A 25,408-nucleotide genomic window follows, 5' to 3' on the forward strand; every position below is an offset into this window, starting at 1 on the left:
CGAGCGCTTGTTCCTTCAACCGCCTCGCACTCTCAACGACGGTCACTCGAAAGAGTTACGGGGCCGGCTGCCATCTTCGGCACTCTACGTGAGGGCACGAACACGGTGCAGATATGCGCTCCACACCCTCGAACTTTCATCACAACCTATGCCCCATTCAGACCCATTTCTTCCGCTTCGGCAGTGTCTGGAGCTAGATTCGCAATGAGTCATATTTTCATCTCCTTAGATCGTAGTTGTACGGTCGTGGACACCGGATCCGCCAAGAACGGCTACAAGGGGTCACGTAATGGCAGATTTCTCCCGCCTTCCCGGACCGAACGCGGACCTGTGGGACTGGCAGCTGCTGGCTGCCTGTCGGGGGGTGGACAGCTCGCTCTTCTTCCATCCGGAGGGCGAACGCGGTGCGGCTCGGAGTGCTCGCGAGAACTCGGCCAAGGAGGTCTGCATGCGCTGCCCGGTGCGCGCCGAGTGCGCCGCCCACGCGCTGGCGGTGCGAGAGCCGTACGGCGTGTGGGGCGGGCTGACCGAGGACGAGCGTGAAGAGCTGATGGGGCGGGCGCGCAACCGGCTGGTGTCGACGACGACATCCGGCGGGCACACCGCCTCGAACAACTGAAGGAACGTTTCTGCTCATAGGCACGCGCATGCGTGCCGTTGGTTTTTGGCGCGCGTGCCACCGGTTTACGCGTGGCTAGCGGCGGGCGGCCCGGGCCAGCTGGTCGAGCGTGGCCGCGACCGCGGGGACCTGTGCGAGGTCGGGCAGCGTGAGCGCGACGATCTCCCGCCGCACCGCCGGCTCCAGCGTCACGGTGCGCGCACCCCGGGGCCGTACGGACTCGACGGCCAGCTGGGGCAGTACGGCCACGCCCAGGCCGGCGCCGACCAGGCCGACCACCGCCGGGTAGTCGTCGGTGGCGAAGTCGATGCGCGGGGTGAAGCCGGCCGCCGCGCACACCTCGACCAGCTGGCCGCGACAGCGCGGGCAGCCCGCGATCCACGGCTCCTCGGCGAGTTCGCCGATGGCGACGGACTCCGCGCCCGCGAGCCGGTGGCGTTCCGGCACGAGCGCCACGAGCCGGTCCGACAGCAGCGGCCGTACGACGAGGTCGTCCCACTCTTCCGCGCCCGCGGCGCCCTCGTAGCGGAAGGCGAGGGCCACGTCGCAGTCGCCCTCGCGCAGCAGGCCGACGGAGGCCGGCGGCTCGGCCTCCTCCAGGGAGACACGGGTGCCGGGGTGGGCCCGGCGCAGGGCGGCGAGGGCGGTGGGGACGAGCGTGGAGCTGCCGCTGGGGAAGGAGACGAGCCGGACCCGGCCCGCGCGCAGCCCCGCGATGGCGGCGACCTCCTCCTCCGCGGCGGTGAGCCCGGCGAGGATCCCGGCCGCGTGCCGCACCAGGGCCTCACCGGCCTGGGTCAGGCGCATCTCCCGCCCGGTGCGGATCAGCAGCGGGGTGCCGACGGACGTTTCCAGCGCCTTCATCTGCTGGCTGACGGCGGGCTGGGTGCAGCCCAGCTCCCGCCCCGCCGCGGAGAAGGAACCGGTGGCCGCGACGGCGCGCAGGACACGGAGATGACGAGCTTCGATCACCCTTCGAGGATAAGCGACGATAAGCGAGGCTTTGGATCTCCTCCGAATAATGCGTCGACGCTTTGGGGCCGGGTCCCCTACCGTGCGGGCATGAAGCTTCTGTCGGTGAATCTGGGACGTGCGAAGGCTGTGCCGTACACGGACAACCCGGAGGGGGTCACGGGGATCGACAAGCGGCCGGTGACGGGGCCGGTGCGGGTGGCCGCGCCGGGGCCCAAGGGCGTAGGCGGGAGCGGGCTCGCCGGGGACGCGGTGTGCAAGCTGGAGCACCACGGCGGCGACGACCAGGCGGTGTACGCGATGGCGCGCGAGGACCTCGACGAGTGGGAGCGCGAGCTGGGCCGGACCCTGGCCGACGGCGCGTTCGGCGAGAACCTCACCACGGCGGGCCTCGACGTCTGCGGCGCGCGGATCGGCGAGCGCTGGCGGATCGGCCCCGAGGTGGTGCTGGAAGTGACCTGCGGGCGCATTCCGTGCCGCACGTTCCAGGGCCATCTGGGCGAAAAGGGCTGGGTGAAGAGGTTCACGCGGCGGGGCGCGCCCGGGGCGTATCTGCGGGTGATCGAGCCGGGCGAGATCCGGGCCGGCGACGCGATCGAGGTCGTGCACCGTCCCGGCCACGACGTGACGGTCGCCCTGCAGTTCCGGGCGGTGACGACCGAGCGGACGCTGCTGCCCCGGCTGCTGGCGGCGGGCGAGGCACTGCACCCGGAGGCGCTGCGGGCGGCGCGGGAGTACGCCGAGAAGTACGGGAGCTGACAGCCGCTCACCGGGCCCGTCTCCACGGACCCTTCACCGGGGGCGGGCCCGCGGGCAAGCGGATGTACGCACTCCAGGTCACTACCCTTCTGCCATGACAACGGCTCTGATTACGGGATCGACGGCAGGCATCGGGGCCGCGTTCGCGCGGCGACTGGCGGCCGACGGGCACAACCTGGTGCTGGTCGCGCGTGACACCAAACGGCTGCGGGACCAGGCGACCGAACTGCACGACCGGCACGGCATCGAGGCGGAGGTGCTGACGGCCGACCTCGCCGAGGACACGGGCATCGAGGCGGTGGCCGACCGCCTGGGCGACCGCAGGAACCCCGTCGACCTCCTGATCAACAACGCCGGCTTCGCCAACAAGGGCCGCTACCTCGACGTCCCCCTGGCCGACGAGCTGAGGATGCTGAAGGTGCACTGCGAGGCGGTGCTGCGGCTGACGTCGGCGGCGACGGAGGCCATGCGCGAGCGGGGCCGCGGCGGTGTCGTCAACGTCGCCTCGGTGGCCGCGTTCGTACCGCGCGGCACCTACGGCGCGTCCAAGGCGTGGGTCGTGCAGTTCACCCAGGGCGTGGCCCGCGACCTGGCCGGCAGCGGCGTACGCCTGATGGCGCTGTGCCCCGGCTTCGTCCGCACCGAGTTCCACGAGCGGGCCGGCATGGGCACGGACAACATCCCGGGCTGGATGTGGCTCGACGCGGACAAGCTGGTCGCGGCGGCCCTGCACGACCTGGCCCGCGGCAAGACGCTGTCCATCCCGGACCCCCGGTACAAGGCGCTGATGGGGGCGGCGAAGCTGGTGCCGCGGGGGGTGCTGGGGGCGGTGTCGTCCAGGACGGGGCGGAAGTACGGGCCGCAGTAGGCCGGTCCCGGGGCACCGGCCGCCCGAACGCGCCGACGTTGAGCGGTACGGCATCGGGCTCCAGGCGCACGATGGCCGGGAGGACTTCCCGCAGGGTCTCGTGCCGCAGGGCCCGGGCGACCAGGGCCCGGCCGCGGGCGGGCTCGGCCACGGGGGCGAGCGCCACCCACGCGCGGACGAGGCCGGAGGACGGTGCGTCCGCGTGCCGGGCGTCGGCCACGCCGAGTGCACGGGCCAGGGCTTCGTCCCGGGCGGGCTGGCCGGTTTCCACCAGGAACCTCAGGTTTCCACCAGGAACCTCACCAGAACCGCCTGATCGCTCTCCCAGCCGGGGCGCGGGGTCAGCTCACAGGCGCGCCAGGCGTACGCCGGGCCGGAGCCGGCGGTGCAGAAGCTCGTCAGCTCCGGGAGTTATCGCTCGCGGCCGACCAGTTCGGCGGGGGGGCGATCCTGCGGACTGTGGTCGCCGGTGACGGCCGAAGCGCCAGGAGGCGACGGACGGCCCACGTGGGGACAATGGTGCTGTTCAGCCGGACCCAGGGGGGCCGGAGGTGGGGCGCGTATGACCTTCGTACAGCTCATCGAATGCAGGACCAGCCGGCTCGACGAGATGAACCGGCTGATGGACCGGTGGGTCGAGCAGACCAAGGGGAAGCGGACCGCGACGCACAGTGTGGTGGCGAAGGACCGGTCCGACGCCTCGCACATCGTGGAGATCGTGGAGTTCCCGTCGTACGAGGACGCGATGCGCAACTCCGGGCTTCCGGAGACCGACCGGATCTTCCAGGAGATGGTGGCGCTCTGCGACGGGACGCCGACGTTCACGGACCTCGACGTGGTGCGGGACGAGCAGCTCTACGCGGCCACCGCGCGCCGGTTCTTCGAGCTGGCGCCCGGGCAGGGTGACGCACCGCCCTTCAACGACGTGTTCGCCGAGGACTACCACGATCACGACCCCGCCGACGTGCAGGACGTCATCGGGCTCGACGCGGTGCGGCGGGAGGTGGAGGTCTGGCGCGGCGGGTTCGACTTCTCCTTCACGATCGAGGACCAGATGGCGCAGGGCGACCGGGTGTGCACCCGGTGGACCTTCCACGGGCGTCACACGGGCGAGTTCCTCGGCATCCCGCCGACCGGCGAGGACGTCACCATGACCGGGACGACCGTCCACCGCTGCACGCCGGACGGCAAGCTCGCCGAGGGGTGGTGGCAGTACGACCGGCTGGGGCTGATGCAGCAGCTGGGGGCGCTGGAGCCCACCGAGCTGTGACACGAGCGGAGTGACGCGGCGGACCGGGACCCGTACTGGGGCCGAGGCCGTCGCCGGGCGCCTAGTCGCCTCCGCCGCCCCCTCCGCCGCCGTCCCCACCGCCGCCGCCGCCGTCGCCGCCGCCCCCGTCGCCGCCGTCGCCGCCGTCACTGCCCCAGCCGTCGCCGCCGCCCGGTTCGTTGTCGTCGCGGTCGCGGCCCAGGTTGCTGAACCAGGGGCGGTCCCAGAGGTCCTCCTCCGTCTCCCGGCGGCGCCTCACCGCGCGGAACCTGGCCAGGCCCGTGGTGTCGCCGAGACCGAAGGACACGGCGACCGCGTGGGCCATGACGGCGTCCAGGGGGTCGGGGCTCTCGTGGTGCACCTCGGCCAGCGGCAGCAGCACCGAGCCGGGCGGCGGGCCGGGCCACCGGGAGGGGCGGGTCAGCAGCGCGACCCGCTGCTCGTCGCGCAGCAGCCACGAGCTGTCGGCCTTCTCGCGGCGCAGCGTCCAGACCCGGTCGGGCAGGCCGATCTCGACCTTGCTCTTGGACTTGCGCGCCTTCTTGCGCAGTTCGAGCCGTGCGCCGAGGTCGCCGACGTGCATGACCAGGCCGCCCGACCGGTCGGCGCTGTCGGGGCGGTAGCCGTACGGTGCCCGCAGGCGTACGGCGGGGGCGTGCGGACCCCAGACGTCCACGCGTACCGAGCGCCGGTCCACGGCGACGGTCACCGGCCCGGCGGGGCCGGGCGCGTGGCGGCGCGCGATCCACAGCGGCACGCCCTCCGCCTGGGCCCGCGCGGCGAGAGCGGCCACGTGGTCCGGCCCTCCGCACCGGCGTACCGCCAGTTCGCCCAGGGCCTGGGCGAAGTCGGCGGCGTGACGGGTCCTCAGGGGGGTGGTGGTGCCGGTCACGCGGGTGACCGGGACGAGGCCGGGGCCCTGCGGCAGCGCCCCGAGGGGGCGTTCGGTGCCCCCGCCGCCGAGCCAGCGGTCCCGCAGGAACGTCTCTGCCATGGCGGCGAGGTTCAGCTCGTCCAGCGGGGTCCTTCTGCCGCCCCTGCGGAGTCCGTCCTCGGAGAGCCCCACCGTTCGCGCGAACGGGTTGCGGGACCGTTCCCCGTACAGCGCCTGGTCCATTCCTGCCCCCTGATGATCCGACTGCTGTGGGGGTAGACAGTTTCCGGCCCCGGCGCGGTTCCCGGGCCGGGGGGCGGCACGGCGAAGGCCCGGCACCCCCTCTTGCGGGGTGCCGGGCCTTCGCTCGGGCTCGGGCGGGCCGACGCCGTCAGCCCTCAGCCGTCATGCCTCAGTGGGCGTGGCCGTGGCCGTGGCCCGCGGCGGCCGGCTCCTCCTCTTCCTTCTTCTCGACGACCAGGGTCTCGGTCGTGAGGAGCAGGGAGGCGATGGAGGCGGCGTTCTCCAGGGCGGAGCGGGTGACCTTGACCGGGTCAATGACGCCGGCCTTGATCAGGTCGCCGTACTCGCCGGTGGCGGCGTTGTAGCCGTTGCCCTTGTCGAGCTCGGCGACCTTGGAGACGATGACGTAGCCCTCCAGGCCGGCGTTCTCGGCGATCCAGCGCAGCGGCTCGACGGCGGCCTTGCGGACCACGGAGACACCGGTGGCCTCGTCGCCGGTCTTGTCGAGGTTGCCCTCGAGGACCTTGACGGCGTGGACCAGGGCGGAGCCACCACCGGAGACGATGCCCTCCTCGACCGCGGCGCGGGTCGCGGAGATGGCGTCCTCCAGACGGTGCTTGCGCTCCTTGAGCTCGACCTCGGTGGCGGCACCCACGCGGATGACGCACACGCCGCCGGCCAGCTTCGCGAGGCGCTCCTGGAGCTTCTCGCGGTCCCAGTCGGAGTCCGTGGTCTCGATCTCGGCCTTGATCTGGGCGACGCGGCCCTGCACGTCTTCCTTGTTGCCGGCGCCGTCGACGATGGTGGTGTCGTCCTTGGTGACGGTGACGCGGCGGGCGGAGCCGAGGACGTCCAGGCCGACCTGGTCGAGCTTGAGGCCGACCTCCTCGGAGACGACCGTGGCGCCGGTGAGGACGGCCATGTCCTGCAGCATCGCCTTGCGGCGGTCGCCGAAGCCGGGGGCCTTCACCGCGACGGCGTTGAACGTGCCGCGGATCTTGTTGACGACCAGGGTCGACAGGGCCTCGCCCTCGACGTCCTCGGCGATGATCAGCAGCGGCTTGGAGGCGTTGGCCTGAATGACCTTCTCCAGCAGCGGCAGGAGGTCCGCGATGGCGGAGATCTTGCCCTGCGTGATGAGGATGTAGGGGTCGTCCAGGACGGCTTCCATGCGCTCCTGGTCCGTCACGAAGTACGGCGACAGGTAGCCCTTGTCGAAGGCCATGCCCTCGGTGAAGTCCAGCTCCAGGCCGAAGGTGTTGGACTCCTCGACGGTGATGACACCGTCCTTGCCGACCTTGTCCATCGCCTCGGCGATGAGCTCGCCGACCTGCTGGTCCTGGGCGGACAGCGCGGCCACGGCGGCGATGTCGGACTTCTCGTCGATCGGGCGGGCCGAGGCGAGCAGGTCCTCGGAGACGGCCTTGACGGCGGCGTCGATGCCCTTCTTCAGGGCGGCCGGGGAGGCGCCGGCGGCGACGTTCTTCAGGCCCTCGCGCACGAGCGCCTGGGCGAGCACGGTCGCGGTGGTCGTACCGTCACCCGCGATGTCGTTGGTCTTGGTCGCCACCTCCTTGACCAGCTGGGCACCGAGGTTCTCGTACGGGTCCTCGATCTCGACCTCGCGGGCGATCGTGACACCGTCGTTGGTGATGGTGGGGGCGCCGAACTTCTTGTCGATGACGACGTTGCGGCCCTTGGGGCCGATCGTCACCTTGACCGTGTCGGCAAGCTTGTTGACGCCGCGCTCGAGGGCGCGACGGGCGTCCTCGTCGAACTTCAGGATCTTCGCCATGGGAGCGTGAGCCCTCTTCCGGAATCTGGGGTAACGGCACTGCGCCCCTGGACGCCCGGCTTCTTATCGATCGCGGGGGCCAGGGGCGCAGTTCAAAGCAAGGTGCTTGGGGTGAATTACTTCTCGATGATCGCGAGCACGTCGCGGGCCGAGAGGACGAGGTACTCCTCGCCGTTGTACTTCACCTCGGTGCCGCCGTACTTGCTGTAGAGCACGACGTCGCCGACGGAAACGTCGAGCGGAAGACGGTTGCCGTCCTCGAAGCGGCCCGGGCCCACGGCCAGGACGACGCCCTCCTGGGGCTTCTCCTTGGCGGTGTCCGGGATGACCAGGCCAGAGGCGGTGGTCTGCTCGGCGTCGAGCGGCTGGACCACGATGCGGTCCTCGAGCGGCTTGATGGCAACCTTGGAGCTGGTGGTCGTCACGATCCGACCTCCCCCTTCGGAGATCTCACGGGGTTAACTGTCTGAGGTGGCGACCAGGTGGATCCGTCGTCGCGGGTGCCGGACCTGCCCGTCGCTGTGTTGGCACTCTCCTGTGTCGAGTGCCAGAGCCGAGACTATGACCGCGATTAGCACTCGGTCAAGCGGACTGCTAATCGGCCGCGGCGCGTCGGCCAGGAGATTCCGTCCGCGGGGTCCGCTGCGCCTACAAATAGTCCTCCAGCCGCCCCACCCGCAGGCCCTTCCCCTCGATCTCCCGCAGCAACCCCGCCGTCCGTTCCGTCAGGGTCAGGGAGGCGTCCCCCGACGGCACCGAGACGATGTCGCCGGCGCGCAGCCCGGGCTCGCCGCGGGTGAACGTCAGGTCGCCGCCGGCGCCCAGGGAGGCGCGCCACAGCACGACCGCCGTGATGCCGCAGTCGGCGGCGGCGCGCAGGGTCGTGGTGTCGTAGGCGCCGTAGGGCGGGCGGAAGAGGCGCGGGCGGATGCCGAAGCGGGCGTGGAGCTTGTGCTGCTGGCCGCAGATCTCGGCGCGCTGGCCGGCGTAGGGCAGGCCGCGCAGGGCCGGGTGGTCGAGGGTGTGGTTCTGCAGGGACGCGCCGACCGCGCGCAGCCGGGCGAAGTGGCCGTAGCCGGGCCCCACGACGCTGTCGGTGAGGAACATGCTGACCGGCAGGCGCCGTGCGCGGACCAGGCCGACGAAGCGGGGGTCGCGTTCGGCGCCGTCGTCGTAGGTGAGGAAGACGACCGGGTCGCGGGTGGGGACGCGGTCGACGACGGGTGGCAGGCGGCGGGCGGCGGGGGCCGGGTCCCGGGCCCGGCCGTCGGCGGTGCCCGGCCGCTCCCCCGCCGTGCCCGCGCAGCCGGCCAGCAGGACCAGCAGCGCGCAGAGCAGGGCGGCGGCCGGCCGCCTCACAGGTAGTCCTCCAGCCGCCCCACCGCGTAGCCCTCGGCCGTGACCTTGTTCAGGAAGCGGCGGATCATGTCCGGCATGGTGCCCTTCCACTCCCCCGGGCCGCGGAAGTGCGTGAGGACGATGTCGCCCGGGCGCAGTTCGCGGTCCGCCTCGCGGTACTCCCAGCGGTCGGCGAAGACCTCCTCGTTCCAGAGCGGGACGTAGGCGATGCCGCAGGCCTTGGCGGCGCGCAGGGTCGCGCGGTTGTAGCCGCCGTAGGGCGGGCGGAAGAGGCTGGGGCGCTTGCCGAAGCGCTTTTGCAGGTAGCGCTGCATGCCGCAGATCTCGCGCTTCTGGGCGCGGTAGGACAGGCCCGGCAGGTAGGGGTGGTGCAGGGTGTGGTTGTTCAGCACCACACCCCTGGCCTGCATCTTCTTGAAGTAGCGGGGGTCGTCCTTGACCAGGTAGCCGCTGAGGAACGCGGTGTAGGGCACGTCCAGGTCGCTCATCATCCGCAGGAACGCCCGGTCCTTCTCGGCACCGTCGTCGATGGTGAGGAAGACGACCTTGTCCCGGGTGGGGATCCGGGTGAAGACGGGCGGGAGACCGGACTGCCGGTGACCGGCCACCTGGAAGCCCTTGCGGGTCTTGATCCTGGGCTTGCGCTCGGGGGCCGGCGGGGCGGGCAGCGGGACCCTCTTCAGCTCCCAGCGGTGCGCGGCGGCGACCCGGGCGGCGTGCGCGGCGCGCAGCTTGGAGGCGTAGGAGTCGAGCGCGCGGGCCGGGGGCGCGTCCAGGGGCTGCTGTCCGCCGGCCGGGGTGACCTGGTCGCTGCCCCCGCCCTGCGCACAGCCCGAGGCGATGGCGGCGAGGGCGAGCACGGCCAGGCCGATCCGCGCACCGCCCGAGGCCCGACTTTTGTCATTTTGTACGACTGCTCGCATGGTGCCGGATCCTCGCAGCCCGCCCGGGCGATCCCGTCCCGACACAGCGGCCGGCGGGCCCGCGTCCACCGACTGGCCCACACGCACCGCCCCGGCACGCCGTGGCCGACAATGACCGGGTGAACGACCTCGCCCTCCTCCTCACCCCCGAAGGCCGCGCCCTCCTCGACGAGGTGCGCGACACCGACCCGGCGCGGGAGCTGGCCGTCGCGACCCGGCTGCGCCGCGAGCACCCCGCCGAGCTGGTGTCGGCGGCACTGGGGCAGGCGCGGCTGCGGCAGCGGGCGGCGGTGAAGTTCGGCGCCGAGGACGCGGGGCGGATGTTCTTCACGCCGAACGGGGTGGAGCAGTCGACGCGGGCGAGCGTGGCGGCCTACCGGGCGCGGCGCCTGGCCGACTCGGGCGTGACCTCGGTGGCCGACCTGTGCTGCGGCATCGGCGGTGACGCCATCGCGCTGGCCCGCGCCGGGATCCGGGTGCTGGCCGTGGACCGGGACCCGCTCACGGCCGCGGCGGCCCGGGCGAACGCCGGCGCGCTGGGGCTGGCGGACCTGATCGAGGTCCGGGAAGCGGACGTCACGGAGGTGGACACGGCGGGCTACGACGCCGTCTTCGTCGACCCCGCGCGGCGCGGCGGCCGGGGCCGGATCTTCGACCCCGAGGCCTACTCGCCCCCGCTGTCCTGGGCGGTGTCGGCCGCGCGCCGGGCCCCGCGCGCCGCGCTGAAGCTCGCCCCGGGCATCCCGCACGAGGCGGTCCCCGAGGAGGCCGAGGCCGAGTGGATCTCCGACGGCGGGGACGTGAAGGAGGCGGTGCTGTGGTTCGGCACCGAGCCGGGCGCCGTCCGGGCCACCCTGCTGCCGGGCCCGCGCACCCTGCTCTCCCGCGGCCTGCCCGACCCCGGCGTCCGCCCGCCCGGCCGCTACCTGTACGAGCCCGACGGCGCCGTCATCCGCGCCCACCTGGTCGCCGAGGTCGCCGACCAGGTCGACGGCGGACTCCTCGACGCGACCATCGCGTACGTCACGGCCGACGCCCTGCGGCCGACGCCGTACGCCACCGCCTACGAGATCACCGACCACCTGCCCTTCAACGTCAAGAAGCTGAAGGCCCTGCTGCGGGAGCGCGAGGTCGGCACGCTGACGGTGAAGAAGCGCGGCTCGGCGGTCGAGCCGGAGGAACTGCGCAGGAAGGTCAAGCCGCAGGGGCCGCACGCGGCGACGGTGTTCCTGACCCGGGTCGCGGGCGCTCCGGCGATGCTGGTCGGGCACCCGGCCTGACGGTCAGGACTGCTCCGCCGCCCGTCGCAGCAGCAGCTCCCGCTCCCGTGCGTTGCGGGTCAGGGACGCCGCCCGCTCGAACTCCGCCCGGGCCTCGGCGGCCCGGCCGAGGCGGGCGAGCAGGTCGCCGCGCACGCTGGGCAGCAGGTGGTAGTCGCGCAGGGCGGCGTCACCGGCCAGGGCGTCGACGAGGGGCAGGGCGGCCCCCGGGCCCGCGGCCATCGACACGGCCACCGCGCGGTTCAGCTCCACGACCGGCGACGGGGACATGGCGGCCAGCAGTCCGTAGAGGGTGGCGATGCGCGCCCAGTCGGTCTCCTCGTAGGTGTGGGCGTACGCGTGGCAGGCGGCGATGGCGGCCTGGAGGGTGTACGGCCCCGGGCCGCCGGAAGAGGCGGCTTCGGCCCGGCCCAGCGCGTCGATGCCGCGGGCGACGAGCATGCGGTTCCAGCGGGCCCGGTTCTGGTCCTTGAGGAGGACCGGTTCGCCGGAGGGCCCGGTACGGGCCGCCGTACGGGACGCCTGGAACTCCAGGAGCGCGGTCAGGCCGTGGACCTCGGGCTCCTTCGGCATGAGCGCGCCGAGCACCCGGGCCAGGCGCAGGGCGTCCTCGCACAGGCCCGGGCGGAGCCAGTCGTCCCCGGCCGTGGCGGCGTACCCCTCGTTGAAGATCAGGTAGATGACGTCGAGGACCGAGCCGAGACGGGCCTCGCGGTCGGGACCGCGGGGCACCTCGAAGGCGACGTTCCGCGTCGCCAGGGTGCGTTTGGCCCGCACGATGCGCTGCGCCACCGTCGCCTCCGGGACGAGGAAGGCGCGGGCGATCTCGGCCGTGGTCAGGCCGCCCAGCAGACGCAGCGTCAGGGCCGTGCGGGCCTCCGTGGACAGCACCGGGTGGCAGGCGGTGAAGACCAGGCGGAGCAGGTCGTCGTCGATGTCGTCGGGGTCGGCGGGTTCCTCCGGGGGCGGGGTGGCCGACAGGTCACGGCCGATCTCCGCGAGCTTGCGGGCGTAGTTCTCCCGGCGGCGCACCAGGTCGACGGCGCGGTTGCGGGCGGTGGCCATGAGCCAGGCGCCCGGGTTGTCCGGCACGCCGTCGCGCGGCCACTGCTCCAGCGCGGCGACCAGCGCGTCCTGCGCGAGCTCCTCGGCGATGCCGACGTCCCGGACGACCCGGGTGACGCCGGCGATGATCCGGGGCGACTCCATGCGGAAGACGGTCTCGATCGCCCGGGCGGTCCGGGAGGCGCCGGGTGTGGCGGTGGGCTGCGGTGTCACAGCCCACCATCAGACACCCCTGGCACCTCCCCGCCAAGCGGGGCCGGTCAGCCCTCGGCGATCTGCCGGACCTCCGCGGTGATCGTCCAGTAGTCCTCGTGCAGGGACAGGAACCGCTTGGTCCACTCGATGGCCTCGGCCTTGTCCTTGCACTGGCTGATCGAGTAGCCCCCGATGACCTCCTTGGTCTCGGTGAACGGCCCGTCGGTGACGGACAGCCGCCCGCCCTCCCAGGTCACCCGCGTGCCGTCGGAGGTCGGGGCGAGACCGGCCGTGTCGAGCATGACCCCGGCCTTGGTGATCTCCTCCAGGAGCTTGCCCATCCGCTCCTGCAGCTCGGGGCTCGGGCCCTCGGCGGGGGCGTTCTTCTCGTCGATGCGGATCAGGGTCATGAAGCGCGGCATGGTGGCTCCTCGGGCCTCGCGGAGCGGGGTCCGTCCCCGCTCTCACCCCTGCGTCGAACAGCGGACCGCCGGATCGACACCCGCGACAGATTTTCTTCAAGCATTTTTCCGGGCGGCATCCGTGCAGGTCAGCGCAGCGACTCCCACAGCTTGCGCGCCTCGGGCTCGTCGGCCACCACCCGGTTGGGGTCCGACGGCGCCCGCACCACCGGCATCATCACCGTCCGGACCCGGCTCGACGACAGGCCCTGCAGGCTCTGGCCGAGGCCGGTCAGCTCGCTCAGGGAGTCCAGGCCGGTGTCGGTGGTGAGGCCGGCCGTCACCGCGTCCGCGACCCGGTACAGCTTGGCCGGGTCGGTGAGCAGGTCCTGGGCGGCGATGCGGTCCAGCAGGGCCTTCACCAGCTTCTGCTGCAGGCCGATGCGGCCGAGGTCGCTGCCGTCGCCGATGCCGTGCCGGGTGCGGGCCAGGCCCAGCGCCTGGGTGCCGTCCAGGTGGTGGGTGCCGGCCTTCAGGTGCAGATGGCTGTCGTCGTCGGCTATGTCCTCGTCCGTGGTGACGGTGACCCCGCCGAGCGCGTCGACGAGCTTCGCGAAGCCGGAGAAGTCGATCTCGATGTAGTGGTCCATGCGGACGCCGGTCATCGACTCGACCGTCTTCACCGCGCAGACGGGGCCCCCGACCGCGTAGGCGCTGTTGAACATGGACCGCTGGGAGTCCACCGTCGAACCGCCGCCGGAGCGCGGGCAGGACGGGCGGGTGACCAGGGTGTCGCGCGGGATGCTCACCACCGTCGCGCTGGTCCGCCCGGCGTCGAGGTGGACGACCATCGCCGTGTCGGAGCGGGCACCGTCGCTGTCGCCGCCGCCGAGCCTGCGGTTCTCCTCGCCGCTGCGTGAGTCCGAGCCCAGCACCAGGATGTTGAGCGCCTCGCCGGGCAGGTCCGGTGCCGAGGGCGACGGCGTGGTCACCGGGTTCGGCGGGCGGTTGTCGCCGAGCGCGTGGTCGATGTCGACACTGGTGATGTTGCTGTTCAGGTGCCAGTAGGCCCAGCCGGCGGCACCGGCGGCGAGCACCAGCAGTCCCGCCAGAGTCAGGCCGGCGGTCCGCAGGGCGATCGACCGCCGGCCCGGCCTCGCGCCCTCGTCCCCGTTCGCGTCGTCTCCCGTCACAGACAGGAACATAAGTCCGAATTATTACGGGCAGGGGCTTCAGGACGCGTTTTCTTCGGAAATTCTCAGACTTCGTGGCCTGGACCCACCTCAGGCGCACCCCAGGCACCGAAGTGCTCCCATTCCGCGAGGCGTTGGACCTCGCGCCGGGGCGCGCGGGGGTTGTGCCGTGCCGGGGCCGGCGGGGGTTGCGCGAAGGTCGCCCCGGCCGTTCGAAAGTTTCGACAACCCAACCGACCGGCTTCGGCGTCTCACGCGGGCGGGGCCGTGCTGCTGCGGACCACCAGGCTGGTGGCCAGCTCCACCCGGGTCGCCGCCGGGGTCTCCTCGTTCCGTCCGAGGTCGAGGACCAGCTTCGCCGCCGCCTCGGCCATCTCGGTCAGCGGCTGCCGCACGGTCGTCAGCGGCGGTCCGACCAGGGGGGCCACCGGCAGGTCGTCGAACCCGACCACACTCAGGTCCTCCGGGATGCGCAGCCCCAGCTCGCGCGCCGCCTCGTACAGCCCCAGCGCCTGGAGGTCGTTGCCGGCGAAGACGGCGGTGGGCCGGTCCGGGTGGCGCAGCAGTTCCAGGCCCCGCCGGTAGCCGGCCTCGTGGTGGAAGTCGCCGTTCGCGATCAGCGAGGGGTCCACCGGCAGCCCGGCGGTCTCCAGCGCGGCCCGGTAACCGTCGACGCGGGCACGGCTGCACATCATCTGCGAGGGCCCGCTGATCGCGCCGATCCGGCGGTGCCCCAGCTCGACCAGGTGCCGGGTGGCCGCGAGGCCGCCCTGCCAGTTGGTCGCGCCGATCGAGGGGACGTCGGCGCCGGGGTCGCCGGCCGGGTCCATCACCACGAACGGGATGGAGCGGCTGGTCAGCAGCGCCCGCTGCGACTCGTCGAGGCCCGACAGCACGAGCACGACGCCGTGCGGGCGGCGGGCGGCGACCTGGTCGGCCCAGGTCCGCCCGGGCGTGAGCCGCCCCGCGCTCTCCGACAGCACCACGCTCAGGCCCGCGTCCCGGGCCACGTTCTCCACGCCCCGGATGACCTCCATCGCCCAGGCGCTCTCCAGCTCGTGGAAGACCAGGTCGATGAGGGGCGAACGGGTCGCCTCGGCCCGGCGGCGGCGGTAGCCGTGGGCGCGCAGCAGTGCCTCGACGCGGGCGCGGGTGGCGGGGGCGACGTCGGCCCGGCCGTTGAGGACCTTCGAAACAGTCGGGGCCGACACGCCGGCCTCGCGGGCGATCTCGGCGAGCGTGGCGGTCTGCGCGGTGCGCCCCTGCGTCCGGATCTGCGTCCGGCTTTCAACGGGCTCCGGGGATGTCATGGCGGCGATCGTATCCCTGCGGGCCCCCTTGACGAAGTCCTCGTCGCGCCATAGGTTCCCGGAACATTCGACATCGATATCGAAACATTCGTAGAAAGGGGCGCGGGACACCGCTGTTCACGCGCTCGTCGGCACCACTCGTGAGGGCCGTCCCGTCCACCCGACAGGAGCTTCATGACCACCGCGCCCTGGCGTGACCCCGCCCTGCCCGCCGCCGCCCGCGTCGACGACCTGCTCTCCCGGATGACCCTGGAGGAGAAGACCGCCCAGTTGTACGGCGTGTGGGTGGGCGCCGCGACGGACGGCGACGGAGTCGCCCCGCACCAGCACGACATGAGCGTCGACCACTCCGACGAGGAGTGGGCCGAGCTGATCACCCGCGGCCTGGGCCAGCTCACCCGCTCCTTCGGCACCGCCCCCGTGGACCCGGCGCTCGGCGCGCGGGCCCTGGCCCGCGCCCAGCGCCGGATCGCCGAGGCGGGCCGCTTCGGCATCCCGGCGGTCGCCCACGAGGAGTGTCTGGCCGGCTTCACCGCCTGGCGGGCCACGGCCTACCCGGTCCCGCTGGCCTGGGGCGCGGCCTGGGACCCCCCGCTGGTCGAGGAGATGGCCCGGCGCATCGGCGAGGACCTGCGCTCGGTCGGCGTCCACCAGGGCCTCGCCCCCGTCCTGGACGTCGTGCGCGATCCGCGCTGGGGCCGGGTGGAGGAGACGATCGGCGAGGACCCGTACCTGGTCGGCACGATCGGCACGGCCTATGTGCGGGGCCTGGAGTCGGCCGGGGTCGTCGCCACGCTCAAGCACTTCGCCGGGTACGCCTCCTCGGCCGGCGCCCGCAACCTCGCCCCCGTGCGGGCGGGGATCCGGGAGTTCACGGACGTCACCCTGCCGCCCTTCGAGATGGCGGTGCGCGAGGGCGGGGCCCGTTCGGTGATGGCGGCGTACAACGAGACCGACGGCGTCCCGGCCTCCGCCGACCCCGAGCTGCTGACCCGGTTGCTGCGCGAGGAGTGGGGCTTCACCGGCACGGTCGTCGCCGACTACTTCGGCATCGCCTTCCTGCAGACCCTGCACCGCGTCGCCGGCACCCCGGCCGAGGCGGCCCACGCGGCCCTCGCCGCCGGCATCGACGTCGAGCTGCCCACCGTCAGGTGCTACGGACAGCCGCTGCTGGACGCGGTCCGCGCCGGGCGGGTCCCCGAGGAGCTGGTGGACCGCGCGGCCCGCCGGGTGCTGCTGCAGAAGTGCGAACTGGGCCTGCTCGACGAGGACTGGACCCCCGAGCCCACCGGTCCCGTCGCCCTGGACTCCACGGGCAACCGGATCCTGGCCCGCCGCCTGGCCGAGGAGTCGGTGGTCCTGCTCGACAACCCCGACGGGCTGCTCCCGCTGGCCCCCGACACCCGGATCGCGGTGGTCGGCCCCCGGGCGGCCGACGCCCTGGCCATGCTGGGCTGCTACTCCTTCCCGTCCCACGTGCTCACCCACCACCCCGGCGTGCCGGCCGGCATCGAGATTCCGACCCTCCTCGACGCGCTGCGCACCGAACTGCCCGACGCGAAGGTGACGTTCGCGCAGGGGTGCGACGTGACGGACCCGGACACCGCGGGCTTCGAGGAGGCCATCGCCCGCACCGCCGAGGCGGACGTGTGCGTGGCCGTGCTCGGCGACCGGGCGGGCCTGTTCGGCCGCGGCACCTCGGGCGAGGGCTGTGACGCCAGCGACCTCGGCCTGCCGGGCGTCCAGGGCGAGCTGCTGGACGCGCTGGTCGCCACGGGCGTGCCGGTGGTGCTGGTCCTGCTGACCGGCCGCCCCTACGCCCTCGGCCGCTGGCAGGGCCGCCTGGGCGCGGTCGTCCAGGCCTTCTTCCCGGGGGAGGAGGGCGGCCCGGCGGTGGCGGGCGTGCTGTCGGGCCGTGTGAACCCGTCCGGCCGCCTCCCGGTGAGCGTGCCGCGGGAGCCCGGCGGACAGCCCTGGACCTACCTCCAGCCGCCCCTCGGCCTGGCGGGCGAGGTCAGCAACCTCGACCCGACACCCCTCTACGCCTTCGGCCACGGCCGCTCCTACACGGCGTTCGCCTGGGAGGACGTCACGGGCGGCGCGGCGCGGATCGGCACCGACGGGGCCTGCGACCTGTCCGTGACGATCCGCAACACCGGCGACCGCGAGGGCGCGGAGGTCGTGCAGCTGTATCTGCACGACCCGGTGGCGTCGGTGACCCGCCCCGACGTCCGGCTGGTCGGCTACCAGCGCGTGGCGCTCTCTCCGGGCGAGGCCGCGCGGGTGACGTTCCGTTTCCACACGGACCTCTCGGCGTTCACCGACCGTTCGGGCCGCAGGGTGGTCGAGCCGGGCGCCCTGGAACTACGGTTGGCGGCGTCCAGCACCGACGTGCGCCACACGACGCGTCTGACGCTCACGGGTCCGGTCCGGGTCGCCGGGACGGACCGGCGGCTGCGGTGCGAGACGGAGGTGTCGGGGGTGGGGTGAGCGTCGGGGGGCGCGATGGACAGGCTGCTGCACCACGAGTTGCGGGCCGTGCTGTCGGCCTTCGCGGCCCTGGCCCTCGCCCTGACGGCGCTGGGCCTCGTACGCGGGTTCTCCGCACCGGAAAGGCCCGGCGCACTGGCGCTGTACCTGGGCGGCCTGCTGGCTCTCCTGGTCGGGTGGACCCTCCTGAAGGCGACCAGGATCAAGTGGTTCAGTCAGGTGCGGGACTTCGAGCGGGCCGTGCCCTCGGAGGGCGCCGAGGGGGCTCTGCCCACCGACCGCTTGCTGCGCGACCGGCCGTTCGCCCTGCGGCTGTTCGTGCCGTACCTGGCCCTCGGGACGGGTACGGCCCTCTGGGAGCCGTGGGCGCTGGGCGTGCTCTTCTGGCCGGCCCTGGACTGGGCGGGCCAGGCCGCGCTGGTCGCCCACTGGGAGCGCCGGAACGGCCTGCTGCTGTGGCGCGGCCGGGTCGCGAGCAGGCCGTGGGAGCTCTCGGTCAGCCGCCGTCCAGCGACTCGAACCGCCAGCGGTGCACGGCCCGGGTGACCAGCTCGCCGTCCGGCTCGGGCAGTTCGGGCAGCTCGGCGTCGTACGGGGCGTCCCACCAGGTGATGACGAGGACCCGGTCCTGCGGGGCGCGCAGGGTCTCGCGGCGCAGCGGCTCGCGGGCCAGCGCCTGGGCGCGGGCCCAGGCGAGCAGGTCCTCGCCCCGCCCGGGCACGGCACGCGCCTCCCACATCAGGGCGACCGTCACGAGTACAGGTTCTCCTTGCTGACCTCGTGCACGTGGTCGTGGTCGTGGCCCGGCACGTGCGGCTCCGTCACCGGCAGCGAGGAGTCGGCCGACAGGTCCCAGCCCGACGCGGCCCGGTTGCGGGCCACCATCTCGGCGCCGAGCGCGGCGACCATCGCGCCGTTGTCCGTGCACAGCTTGGGCCGCGGGACCCGCAGCCGGATCCCGGCGGCCTCGCAGCGCTCCTGGGCCAGGGCACGCAGCCGCGAGTTGGCGGCCACGCCGCCGCCGATCATCAGGTGGTCGACGCCCTCGTCCTTGCAGGCCCGGACGGCCTTGCGGGTCAGCACGTCCACGACCGCCTCCTGGAAGGAGGCCGCCACGTCCCGCACCGGCACCTCCTCACCCGCCGCCCGCCTGGCCTCGATCCAGCGGGCCACGGCGGTCTTCAGCCCGGAGAAGGAGAAGTCGTAGGCGGGGTCGCGCGGGCCGGTCAGGCCGCGCGGGAACGCGATCGCGTCCGGGTCGCCCTCCTTGGCGTAGCGGTCGATGACCGGGCCGCCGGGGAAGCCGAGGTTCAGCACCCGGGCGATCTTGTCGAAGGCCTCGCCGGCCGCGTCGTCGATGGTGGCGCCCATCGGGCGGACGTCGGAGGTGATGTCCGAGGACAGCAGCAGCGAGGAGTGGCCGCCGGAGACCAGCAGCGCCATCGTCGGCTCGGGCAGCGGGCCGTGCTCCAGCTGGTCCACGCAGATGTGCGAGGCGAGGTGGTTCACGCCGTAGAGGGGCTTGCCCAGCGCGTACGCGTACGCCTTCGCCGCGGAGACGCCGACCAGCAGGGCGCCGGCGAGTCCGGGGCCGGCCGTGACGGCGACGCCGTCGAGGTCGCGGGCGCTGACGCCCGCCTCCTTCAGCGCGCGGTCGATGGTCGGGACCATCGCCTCCAGGTGGGCGCGGCTCGCGACCTCCGGGACGACGCCGCCGAAGCGGGCGTGCTCGTCGACGCTGGAGGCGACGGCGTCGGCCAGCAGGGTGGTGCCCCGGACGATGCCGACGCCGGTCTCGTCGCAGGAGGTCTCAATCCCCAGAACGAGGGGTTCGTCAGCCATGGATCTCGGTTCCTTGTACGGAGTTCTCGGGGGCGGTCAGGCGCATCACCAGGGCGTCCACGTTGCCCGGCTGGTAGTAGCCCCGCCGGACACCGATGGGCTGGAAGCCGAACCGCTCGTACAGCTTCTGCGCGCGCACGTTGTCCACGCGGCACTCCAGCATCACCTCGGCGCACTCGAAGGCGGTGGCCGCGCGCAGCAGTTCGGCCAGCAGCCGGCCACCGAGGCCGGTGCCCCACAGGTCGCGGGCGACGGCGATGGTCTGGACGTCGGCCTGCTCACCGGAGGAGACCAGACCGGCGTACCCGACGATCCGGGTGCCGGCCTCGGCGACCACGTACCGCCGGTTGGCCTCGGGCCCGCGGGCGTGGGCCAGCTCGGACCAGAACATGCCCCGCGACCAGGCGTCGTCGGGGAACAGGGCCCGCTCCAGCTCCAGCACGGGGTCGATGTCCCACCAGCGCATCTCGCGCAGCGCACACGTCACGGCATCGGTCACTTGGGGGTGACCACCTTGTAATTCTTGGGGACCTGGGCGTCGGGGCGGCGCAGGTAGAGCGGCCGCGGCGCCGGCAGCTCCTCGCCGGCCGCCAGCCGCTCCGCGGCCAGGCCGGCCAGGGCCGCGGCGGACACGTGCTCGGGTTCGTGCGCCTCGGGGAAGGTGTCCGGGTAGAGCAGCGCGCCTGCGCCCACCGCGGGCAGGCCCGCGACCTGCTCGGCGATGTCGGCGGGCCGGTCGACGGCCGGGTCGGTGAGGCGGGTGCGGGAGTCGGCGTAGCGCGCCCAGTAGACCTCCTTGCGGCGGGCGTCGGTCGCGACGACGAACGGGCCCTCCAGGTCGGCGGCGCAGGCCAGGCCGTCCAGCGTGCACACGCCGTGCACGGGGACGCCGAGCGCGAGCCCGAACGTCTCCGCGGTCATGAGGCCGACGCGCAGCCCCGTGTACGGGCCCGGGCCGATCCCGGCGACGATCCCCGTGACGGCGTCGAGGCGCAGGCCGGCCTCGGCGAGCACCCGGTCGATCGCGGGCAGCAGCAGTTCCCCGTGCCGCCGGGCGTCCACCTGGCTCGACGAGGCGATGACGTCGTGTCCGTCGTGCAGCGCGACGGTGACGGCGGGTGTGGCGGTATCCAGAGCGAGCAAGAGCACGCAAACAGCCTACGGCTCCCCGGGCCCCGGCACGGCCGCGCCCGCCGGGTCGCCGCCTGCTGCTACCGTCACCTACCGTCACGAGACATGTACGCAGAGACGCTCGACCCGGAGGTGGCCGCCGGTGGCTGTCAGCAGCTCGACGATCGTGGCCGGGCTCACCGCCGCGGCCCTCGCGACGGTCGGCTACCTCGCCCACCAGGCGTCCACGAGCCTCCCCGCAGGGCCGGGCCGGGCCCAGACGGGGGTCACCCCCGCACCCGGCACCTCGAAGGCGCCCCCGGCCAGGAAGGACCCGACCGCGCTGCCCGACGGGTCGGGCGAGGGCGCACGGGTCGTGTACTCGCTGGGCCGGGACCGGGTGTGGCTGGTCGGCGCGACCGGCAAGGTGACCCGGACGTTCGAGGTCGACCCGAGTGCGGTGGACCCCGCGCCGGGCCGGTACGCGGTCACGTCCCGCTCGAACTCGGTCACCGGCTCCGACGGCGTCCCCGTCGAGCACGTCGTGCGGTTCACCAGCGTGGACGGTGTCGCGGTCGGCTTCAGCTCGGCCGTGGACGCCAGGAGGGCCGCGCCCGACCCGGGGAACCGCACGGGCGGCATCCGGGAGTCACGCGCGGACGGCATGGCGATGTGGACGTTCGCGACGATCGGCCGCACGGTGGTCGTGGTCCGCTAGGGCCTGCGGAGCCCTGGTCAGGGCGCAGCCCTTCGGCCCGGTCGCGGTGCGGGGGTGCGGGTATGTGGTGAACGTTCCGACAAGGCGTCGGCAAGATGTTGCATTCGGTGTCTTGTCCGTGGTCACATGGTATCCAGTCCGTAGTTAGGTTCACCTAACTACGCCCGCCCCCGGCCATCAGGAGGCGTCCATGTCGGCTACGGAGAGCAAGGGGCAGCCGCTGCCGTTCGCGGTCGCCGGGGTGTCCATGCGTGAGCTGCTGGCGGCGGGCGAGGCGGCGGCGCTGATCTCCACGCCGCCGCGCGCGCCCGAGCCGGAGCTGTCGGTGCCGGTGGAGGACCACCGCGAGGCGGCCTGACCCGAACGGCAGGCTTCCCCACAGCCGACCCCGGCCGGGCCGCCAGCCGAGCAGCCCGGCTCACGCCCCGGCCAGAACGGGCCCACCGCTGCCGCACGGCAACCGCGTCCCGGCCCCGCGGCCGCGACGGGCGCGGGGCCGCCTGACCCGACGGCACCCGGCCCGGCGGCGGGTCGCGGGCGGCTCAGCAGGTCCCGGGCCGCCGGGGCGAGTCGCGGTGCCGGGACCACACGCGGGGTGAACGCGGTTCACGCCGTCAGCGCGTTCAGGTCCGTCGATGTCCAGCGTTCGCCCAGGCCGGTGACCGTCATGTGCCGGACCTCGTCCGTCGTGTCGCCCACCGCGCGGTGGATGACGACCTGGAGGCGGTCCTCGGTCAGCTCCTCGACCTTGCCCTCGCCCCACTCCACGACGACCACGGACTCGGGCAGGGAGACGTCGAGGTCGAGGTCCTCCATCTCGTCGAGACCGCCGGAGAGCCGGTACGCGTCGACGTGGACCAGCGGCGGCCCGTCGCCCAGCGAGGGATGCACCCGGGCGATCACGAACGTCGGCGAGGTGACGGCCCCGCGCACGCCGAGCCCCTCGCCCAGTCCACGGGTCAGCGTCGTCTTGCCCGCGCCGAGCTCCCCGCTCAGCATCACCAGGTCACCCGCGCGCAGCAGTTTCGCGAGCCGGCGGCCCAGCTCCCGCATCTGTTCGGGGGAGGTGACGACGATCTGGACGGACGATCCGGGCTCAGCCGGGTTGTGGGGTGCTGCTGGTGCTTCCATAGCCCTTCACGGTAGCCCCTGCGGGCACGGCACCCGTGCGGGTGAGCAGGTCGGCGAGGCGGTCGGTGACCACTTCCGGGTGCTCCAGCATCACCAGGTGTCCCGCGTCCGGCACCAGCACCAGCTCCCCGTCCGGCAGCAGATCGGCGATGGCCTCGCTGTGCTCACTCGGCGTGACCAGGTCCTGCACCCCGGCCAGGACGAGGACCGGCAGGTCGGCGAAGTGGACGAGCGCCTCGGTCTTGTCGTGGTCGTTGAACGCCGGGTAGTACTCGGCGACCACGTCGATCGGCGTGCTCTCGATCATCCGCTCGGCGAACCGCGCCACGGCCGGGTCGACGTCCCGGGAGGCGAACGAGTACCGCTTGATGATCCCGGCGAACAGTTCCGCGGTGGCCCGCCGCCCCTTCTCCACCAGCTCGGCCCGCTGCCCCAGCGCCTTCAGCACCCCCGGCAGCACCCGTCGCACGGCGTTGACCCCTGCCACGGGAAGCCCGTAGTTGACCTCGCCGAGGCGACCCGAGGACGTGCCCACGAACGCGACCCCGGCGACCCGCTCACGGATCAGCTCGGGGAACTGGTCGGCCAGCGCCATCACCGTCATGCCGCCCATGGAGTGCCCGACCAGCACGATCGGCCCCTCGGGCACGGCCGCGTCGATGACGGCCTTCAGGTCGCGGCCCAGCTGCTCGATGGTGACCGACTCGCCCCGTGCCTGCGCCGCACCCCGCCCCGAGCGGCCGTGGCTGCGCTGGTCCCAGTGCACGGTCCGCACGACGCCCCGCAGGGCCGCCCGCTGGAAGTGCCAGGAGTCCTGGCTGAGGCAGTAGCCGTGGCTGAAGACGACGGTGACGGGCGCGGGCGCCTTGCGGCCGAAGAGCCTGCGGCGGCGCGGCCCGATGGCCGGGGCGGCCTCCGGGTCGACCTCGTCGACCTCGTAGTACAGCTCCGTGCCGTCGTCGGCGAACGCCTTGCCGGGCATGCCGCGCAGCGAGCCGTAGGGCCCCGCCGAGTCGAGGGCGAGCCGGGCCTTCTGGCGCATGCCCCGGCCGACCGTCATCCGCTCCAGGGCGACCCCGGCGGCCGCGCCTGCGGCCACCACGCCTATCGCGACGCCGGCGAGACCCGTCGCCCGGCGCCAGCCGCCCGCCGCCCCCGCGGCGGAGGCCGCGACGGCCGCGGAGGCGACGTCCGCGACGACCTCCGCACTGCTCTCGCTCACGTACCGCTCCTCTTCGCCGGGCTGCCGATCGGGTGACTCACCGGGCCGGATGATGCCGTGTGACAGATGGTGCCCCTGTGACCGGGGGGCCTTTCGTTCCTCGCGTGACCGTCCTACCGGTGCGAGTTACCCGTCCCGTTCCTCATTCACATAGACGCGCGGAACGCGCGTTCCGATCCGGGTCACGATCTCGTAGGCGATGGTTCCGGCCGCCTGCGCCCAGTCCTCGGCGGTGGGCTCCCCGCGGTCCCCGGGCCCGAAGAGGACCGCCTCGGTGCCCTCCGCCGGCACGTCGCCGCCCAGGTCGACGACGAACTGGTCCATGGCGACGCGCCCCGCGATCGTCCGCCACTTGCCCTCGATCAGCACCGGGCCCGCCGAGGAGGCGTGGCGCGGGATGCCGTCCGCGTAGCCGAGCGGGACGAGGCCGAGGGTGGTCTCGCCGGGCGTGACGTACCGGTGCCCGTAGCTGACGCCGTGCCCGCCCGGGACCTGCTTGACCAGGGCGAGCGAGGCGGACAGCGTCATCACCGGGCGCAGTCCGAAGTCGGCCGGGGTGCCCAGCTCGGGGCTGGGCGAGATGCCGTAGGTGGCGATGCCGGTGCGGACCAGGTCGAAGTGGCTCTCGGGCAGCGTGAGCGTGGCCGGGGAGTTGGCGATGTGCCGGACCTCGGGCCGCACGCCCTGGCCCTCGGCGTGGGCGACCATCTCGCGGAACAGGTCCAGCTGGGCGGCGATGGAAGGATGCCCGGGCTCGTCGGCGCAGGCGAAGTGCGACCACAGGCCGGTGACGCGCAGCAGCCCCTCGGCCTCCGCGCGCCGGGCCTCGCCGACCAGGGCGGCCCAGTCCTCCCCAGGCTGGCAGCCGTTGCGCCCGAGGCCGGTGTCGGCCTTGAGGTGCACCCGGGCGGGCCGGCCGGCCGCCCGGGCCGCCTCGGTGACCTCCCGCAGGGCCCACAGGCCGCTGACGGAGACGTCCAGGTCGGCCTCGATCGCCTCGCGCCAGGGCCCGCCGGGCGTCCACAGCCAGCACATGATGCGGCCCGGCAGTCCGGCGGCCCGCAGGGCGAGGGCCTCCTCGGGCGTGGCCGTGCCCAGCCAGTTCGCTCCCGCCTCGACGGCGGCACGGGCGCACGGCACAGCCCCGTGGCCGTACGCCTCGGACTTCACCACGGCCATCACGGCCGCGCCCGGGGCATGGGCACGCAGGGCCCTCACGTTGGCCCGCAGGGCGGCCAGGTCGATCTCGGCGCGGGCCCGCAGGGGCGCGGTCCGCGGGGCTGTTCTCTCGCTCATCGCGCCCAGTGTCTCAGAGGGCCCCGTCCCGCCCGGGGCACCGGCCCCGCCGGCCGTCCGGCTACGTCCCGGTCCGCCACCCCCGCACGAACACCCGCTGCCCTTCTTCCGCACGCCCCCCACAGCCCCCGCGCGTCCCCTACGGTGAGGTCGACGCAGCCCATGGATCCGACGGCGGTGTGCGGGGGGGGGGGCAGCCCCTGGACTCGGGGCCGGAGGGCGGCAATCCCTGGACTCGGGGCCGGAGGGCGGCAATCCCTGGACTCCGGGCCGGAGGGCGGCAATCCGTGGACTCCGGGCCGGAGGGCGGCAATCCCTGGGCTCCGGGCCGGAGGGCGGCAGCCCTGGGCTCCGGGCCGGAGGGCGGCAGCCCTGGACTCGGCGCGAGGGCGGCAACCCCCGGACTGGGCACGGAAGCCGGCAACCCCCGGACTCTCAGCCCGAGGGCGGCAACCCCCGGACTCAGGGCTGCG

General features: G+C 73.6%; 26 protein-coding genes. 9 read left to right on the forward strand and 17 right to left on the reverse strand.

Features of this window, described 5'->3' with window-relative positions:
* Positions 1–289: 289 nt before the first annotated feature.
* Positions 290–619: a WhiB family transcriptional regulator gene (locus ABTZ58_RS15650; protein ID WP_351355861.1), complete on the forward strand. Its 330-nt coding sequence runs from the start codon at positions 290–292 to the stop codon at positions 617–619.
* A 75-nt stretch (positions 620–694) separates the two neighbouring features.
* Here the strand turns inward: ABTZ58_RS15650 and ABTZ58_RS15655 are convergent, their stop codons facing one another.
* Positions 695–1,591: a LysR family transcriptional regulator gene (locus ABTZ58_RS15655; protein WP_351355864.1), complete on the reverse strand. Its 897-nt coding sequence runs from the start codon at positions 1,589–1,591 to the stop codon at positions 695–697.
* 90 nt (positions 1,592–1,681) lie between these two features.
* Between ABTZ58_RS15655 and ABTZ58_RS15660 the strand changes: the two genes are divergently transcribed.
* From ABTZ58_RS15660 to ABTZ58_RS15670, 3 genes are all read left to right on the forward strand, one after another.
* Entirely contained in the window at positions 1,682–2,350 is a 669-nt protein-coding gene (locus tag ABTZ58_RS15660) for an MOSC domain-containing protein (protein ID WP_351355867.1), read from the forward strand.
* A 94-nt stretch (positions 2,351–2,444) separates the two neighbouring features.
* Positions 2,445–3,218, forward strand: a complete 774-nt coding sequence (locus ABTZ58_RS15665) for an SDR family NAD(P)-dependent oxidoreductase (protein ID WP_351355870.1) — start codon at positions 2,445–2,447, stop codon at positions 3,216–3,218.
* 562 nt (positions 3,219–3,780) lie between these two features.
* Positions 3,781–4,488 (forward strand): ester cyclase, encoded by a 708-nt coding sequence (locus ABTZ58_RS15670; protein ID WP_351355873.1) that lies wholly within the window; start codon positions 3,781–3,783, stop codon positions 4,486–4,488.
* A gap of 61 nt (positions 4,489–4,549) precedes the next feature.
* On the opposite strand, the gene ABTZ58_RS15675 is transcribed toward ABTZ58_RS15670, so the two are convergent.
* The 5 genes from ABTZ58_RS15675 to ABTZ58_RS15695 form a co-directional block, all read right to left on the reverse strand.
* Complete coding sequence (locus tag ABTZ58_RS15675; RefSeq protein ID WP_351355876.1) at positions 4,550–5,605, reverse strand: hypothetical protein; 1,056 nt, start codon at positions 5,603–5,605, stop codon at positions 4,550–4,552.
* Positions 5,606–5,774: 169 nt separating this feature from the next.
* A complete protein-coding gene (groL, locus tag ABTZ58_RS15680) occupies positions 5,775–7,400 on the reverse strand; it encodes a chaperonin GroEL (RefSeq protein WP_351355879.1) in 1,626 nt (541 codons plus the stop codon).
* Between the two features lie 116 nt (positions 7,401–7,516).
* Positions 7,517–7,825, reverse strand: a complete 309-nt coding sequence (gene groES, locus ABTZ58_RS15685; RefSeq protein ID WP_053135717.1) for a co-chaperone GroES — start codon at positions 7,823–7,825, stop codon at positions 7,517–7,519.
* 223 nt (positions 7,826–8,048) lie between these two features.
* Positions 8,049–8,759: a polysaccharide deacetylase family protein gene (locus ABTZ58_RS15690; protein ID WP_351355884.1), complete on the reverse strand. Its 711-nt coding sequence runs from the start codon at positions 8,757–8,759 to the stop codon at positions 8,049–8,051.
* The gene (locus ABTZ58_RS15695; RefSeq protein ID WP_351355887.1) at positions 8,756–9,682 is read right to left on the reverse strand and encodes a polysaccharide deacetylase family protein; all 927 of its coding nucleotides are present in this window, start codon (positions 9,680–9,682) and stop codon (positions 8,756–8,758) included. Before ABTZ58_RS15695 ends, ABTZ58_RS15690 begins: the two co-directional genes overlap by 4 nt.
* Before the next feature lie 119 nt (positions 9,683–9,801).
* Between ABTZ58_RS15695 and ABTZ58_RS15700 the strand changes: the two genes are divergently transcribed.
* Positions 9,802–10,962 (forward strand): class I SAM-dependent methyltransferase, encoded by a 1,161-nt coding sequence (locus ABTZ58_RS15700; RefSeq protein ID WP_351355890.1) that lies wholly within the window; start codon positions 9,802–9,804, stop codon positions 10,960–10,962.
* A 3-nt stretch (positions 10,963–10,965) separates the two neighbouring features.
* On the opposite strand, the gene ABTZ58_RS15705 is transcribed toward ABTZ58_RS15700, so the two are convergent.
* The 4 genes from ABTZ58_RS15705 to ABTZ58_RS15720 form a co-directional block, all read right to left on the reverse strand.
* Positions 10,966–12,240, reverse strand: a complete 1,275-nt coding sequence (locus tag ABTZ58_RS15705; protein WP_351355893.1) for an RNA polymerase sigma factor — start codon at positions 12,238–12,240, stop codon at positions 10,966–10,968.
* Between the two features lie 47 nt (positions 12,241–12,287).
* Positions 12,288–12,644, reverse strand: a complete 357-nt coding sequence (locus ABTZ58_RS15710) for a YciI family protein (protein ID WP_351355896.1) — start codon at positions 12,642–12,644, stop codon at positions 12,288–12,290.
* A 128-nt stretch (positions 12,645–12,772) separates the two neighbouring features.
* The gene (locus ABTZ58_RS15715) at positions 12,773–13,828 is read right to left on the reverse strand and encodes an LCP family protein (RefSeq protein ID WP_351355899.1); all 1,056 of its coding nucleotides are present in this window, start codon (positions 13,826–13,828) and stop codon (positions 12,773–12,775) included.
* A 239-nt stretch (positions 13,829–14,067) separates the two neighbouring features.
* The gene (locus ABTZ58_RS15720; RefSeq protein ID WP_351355902.1) at positions 14,068–15,126 is read right to left on the reverse strand and encodes a LacI family DNA-binding transcriptional regulator; all 1,059 of its coding nucleotides are present in this window, start codon (positions 15,124–15,126) and stop codon (positions 14,068–14,070) included.
* Between the two features lie 174 nt (positions 15,127–15,300).
* Here ABTZ58_RS15720 and ABTZ58_RS15725 point away from each other — a divergent pair, with 174 nt between their 5' ends.
* Both ABTZ58_RS15725 and ABTZ58_RS15730 read left to right on the forward strand, forming a co-directional pair.
* Positions 15,301–17,616: a beta-xylosidase/alpha-l-arabinosidase gene (locus ABTZ58_RS15725; protein WP_351355905.1), complete on the forward strand. Its 2,316-nt coding sequence runs from the start codon at positions 15,301–15,303 to the stop codon at positions 17,614–17,616.
* 15 nt (positions 17,617–17,631) lie between these two features.
* The gene (locus ABTZ58_RS15730; protein WP_351355908.1) at positions 17,632–18,162 is read left to right on the forward strand and encodes a hypothetical protein; all 531 of its coding nucleotides are present in this window, start codon (positions 17,632–17,634) and stop codon (positions 18,160–18,162) included.
* Here the strand turns inward: ABTZ58_RS15730 and ABTZ58_RS15735 are convergent.
* From ABTZ58_RS15735 to tsaB, 4 genes are read right to left on the reverse strand one after another with little or no spacing between them, the layout of a single operon-like run.
* Positions 18,113–18,370: a hypothetical protein gene (locus ABTZ58_RS15735; RefSeq protein ID WP_351355911.1), complete on the reverse strand. Its 258-nt coding sequence runs from the start codon at positions 18,368–18,370 to the stop codon at positions 18,113–18,115. The genes ABTZ58_RS15730 and ABTZ58_RS15735 overlap by 50 nt on opposite strands.
* Entirely contained in the window at positions 18,367–19,458 is a 1,092-nt protein-coding gene (tsaD, locus tag ABTZ58_RS15740) for a tRNA (adenosine(37)-N6)-threonylcarbamoyltransferase complex transferase subunit TsaD (RefSeq protein ID WP_309097444.1), read from the reverse strand. Before tsaD ends, ABTZ58_RS15735 begins: the two co-directional genes overlap by 4 nt.
* Positions 19,451–19,924 carry a ribosomal protein S18-alanine N-acetyltransferase gene (gene rimI / locus ABTZ58_RS15745; protein ID WP_351356158.1) on the reverse strand — a complete coding sequence of 158 codons (474 nt, stop codon included), beginning with the start codon at positions 19,922–19,924 and terminating at the stop codon, positions 19,451–19,453. The genes tsaD and rimI overlap by 8 nt, the downstream gene beginning before the upstream one ends.
* Before the next feature lie 29 nt (positions 19,925–19,953).
* Positions 19,954–20,607, reverse strand: coding sequence for a tRNA (adenosine(37)-N6)-threonylcarbamoyltransferase complex dimerization subunit type 1 TsaB (gene tsaB, locus ABTZ58_RS15750; protein WP_351355915.1), 654 nt, complete (start codon positions 20,605–20,607; stop codon positions 19,954–19,956).
* 124 nt (positions 20,608–20,731) lie between these two features.
* Between tsaB and ABTZ58_RS15755 the strand changes: the two genes are divergently transcribed.
* Both ABTZ58_RS15755 and ABTZ58_RS15760 read left to right on the forward strand, forming a co-directional pair.
* Positions 20,732–21,286 carry a hypothetical protein gene (locus ABTZ58_RS15755; RefSeq protein ID WP_351355918.1) on the forward strand — a complete coding sequence of 185 codons (555 nt, stop codon included), beginning with the start codon at positions 20,732–20,734 and terminating at the stop codon, positions 21,284–21,286.
* 190 nt (positions 21,287–21,476) lie between these two features.
* Positions 21,477–21,644, forward strand: a complete 168-nt coding sequence (locus tag ABTZ58_RS15760) for a hypothetical protein (RefSeq protein ID WP_351355921.1) — start codon at positions 21,477–21,479, stop codon at positions 21,642–21,644.
* Positions 21,645–21,892: 248 nt separating this feature from the next.
* On the opposite strand, the gene tsaE is transcribed toward ABTZ58_RS15760, so the two are convergent.
* The 3 genes from tsaE to alr form a co-directional block, all read right to left on the reverse strand.
* A complete protein-coding gene (tsaE, locus tag ABTZ58_RS15765) occupies positions 21,893–22,417 on the reverse strand; it encodes a tRNA (adenosine(37)-N6)-threonylcarbamoyltransferase complex ATPase subunit type 1 TsaE (RefSeq protein ID WP_309095749.1) in 525 nt (174 codons plus the stop codon).
* On the reverse strand, positions 22,383–23,639 hold the full coding sequence (locus tag ABTZ58_RS15770) for an alpha/beta fold hydrolase (RefSeq protein WP_351355925.1): 1,257 nt from the start codon (positions 23,637–23,639) through the stop codon (positions 22,383–22,385). Before ABTZ58_RS15770 ends, tsaE begins: the two co-directional genes overlap by 35 nt.
* 126 nt (positions 23,640–23,765) lie before the next feature.
* On the reverse strand, positions 23,766–24,935 hold the full coding sequence (gene alr / locus ABTZ58_RS15775) for an alanine racemase (protein ID WP_351355928.1): 1,170 nt from the start codon (positions 24,933–24,935) through the stop codon (positions 23,766–23,768).
* Positions 24,936–25,408 lie beyond the last annotated feature (473 nt).

The sequence above is a fragment of the Streptomyces sp. NPDC094143 genome (assembly GCF_040303825.1).
In the GTDB taxonomy this organism is placed as follows: Bacteria; Actinomycetota; Actinomycetes; order Streptomycetales; family Streptomycetaceae; genus Streptomyces.